The sequence below is a fragment of the Alphaproteobacteria bacterium genome, from assembly GCA_024244705.1.
GTDB lineage: Bacteria > Pseudomonadota > Alphaproteobacteria > JAAEOK01 > JAAEOK01 > JAAEOK01.
Map to the genome: position 1 here is coordinate 1 of JAAEOK010000059.1, position 1,867 is coordinate 1,867.

Below are 1,867 nucleotides of genomic sequence, written 5' to 3' on the forward strand. Positions count from 1 at the left end.
GCATCCCTCTCCACGGAGCAAGATCGTTTCAGATTAGTTCGATCTGAAACGTGAATCTTGCTCCCATACAATCATGTCGGACTTGATTCACGCTTCGCATCAAACGAATGCGAAGCGATCAAGGCCGAAGGGGCGAGGGAACGTGGGTAAGGGGCGAAGGAAGATGTGCCGGGCTCGGTCGAACTCCCTCTCCGCTTGCGGGAGAAGGTCACGAATCGCCCGAACCGAGCCGCGAGCATGGCCGACCCAGCCATCCCCATGCCCGCGGTGTCGGGTGCCCAAAACGAAACGCGCCGCCCGAAAGGGGCGGCGCGTCCGCAAGGGTTGGCACTATAGTGCCGGTTACGGCTGGTAGACGATGGTCTGTATGAAGCCGGTGGTGTTGTCGAAGCCGTAGTAGGCGGTGCCGTTGCCCGAGAACGCGATCACGTTGAGATTGACGAACTGGATGCCGTAGTCATTGTTGTCGCCAAAGACACCGTAATCCCCGTTGTTTCTGATGACGTTGCCACCGGGGATGAACAGCACGGTCTGGGATGCGTGCAATTCGTCCGTATCGCCGTCGTTGAACAGGTACACGCCGTCGTCGGTATTGGCGTTGATGTCGTTGCCGCCGAAGGTCGCGCTCATCGTCGCCGCCCCGCCGGTGATGGCGTCGGTCCAAACGTTGTGCAGCGCGATGCCGTCGTCGCCGTTGAGGAACACCGTGTTGTCGGTGAACTCGAGCGCGACTGCGGCGCTGGCATCGTAGAAGACCGACGAACTTACATAGATGCCGTCGCCGTTACCGCCGTTACCCATGTTGCCGCCGACGGTGTTGCCGATGAAGTCGACATCGACGATCGACACGGCGGGGTCGCCGCCCTCAGCTTCGTAGCCGGTCTTGAAGTACATCTCGATGCCGCTGTCGCCGTTGTTGACGATCGAGTTGTTCGTCACCACCGCGTTGAAGACCCCGCTCGCCGCCGAGTTGTAGACAACGTGGTTGACCTCGAACCCGTCGAACATATTGTCGTGGATGACGTTGTTGTAGAACTCGAGGAAGAACGAGGTGGTCGTCAGGTCGTCGTCGTTCTCGATGTCGATCAGGACGCCCTCGCCGTAGAAGCCGAACCCATTACCGGCGATCGAGTTGCCGCCGATGGCGAAGGTCTGGGTCGAGAACGCGCCGTCGTCGACGTTGAGGTCGATATTGACGCCTTCACCGAAGTTGTTGACCACCGTGTTGTGGCGCACGGTCGCGGTCTGGTAGTGGCGGGTGTCGGAGCTGTCCTCGACGTCGGCGTCGATGAAGATGCCGTCGTCACCGCTGTTGGCAACCGTGTTGTTGTCGACATGGAGGGTCTGGCGCAGGGTGGCGCCGTCGTCGAGGTTGTTGACCACGGCGATGCCGTCGTCCATCTGGTTCAACACCGTGTTGCCGGAAATGGTGATCGTGTTGTCCTGGAACACGGTGGCGTCGTCGTCGACCTCGGTGTTGACGAAAATGCCGTCGGCGTAGCCATTGTCGACGCTGTTGTTGAGGATGTTGACCGTCTGCCACATCGTCGCCCGGTAGTTCTCCACCTTGTTGTCGACCTCGATGCCCTCGCCGCCGCCGAACTGGTCGTCGGGCCCGGTGTTGAGCACCGTGTTGCCGTTGATGTTGACCGTCTGCAGCAGCGTCGTCTCGTCGCCGTTCCCGCTGTAGACGTCGTTGACGACCAGGATGCCGTCGCTGTCGACGGTGTCGACGCTGTTGTTGTTGATGGTGATGGTGTTGGCCTGGTCGACGAAGGCGCCGTTATAGACGTCGGTGCTGACCCGGATGCCCTCGTTGTCGGTGTCGAGCACCGTGTTCCGGTTGACGTTCATCGTCTGGACGACC

1 protein-coding gene is annotated in these 1,867 nt (G+C 60.5%); it reads right to left on the reverse strand.

Annotation, left to right across the window (positions count from 1 at the left end):
* Nucleotides 1-342 precede the first annotated feature (342 nt).
* Nucleotides 343-1,854, reverse strand: coding sequence for a hypothetical protein (locus GY791_10125; protein ID MCP4328776.1), 1,512 nt, complete (start codon nt 1,852-1,854; stop codon nt 343-345).
* Nucleotides 1,855-1,867 lie beyond the last annotated feature (13 nt).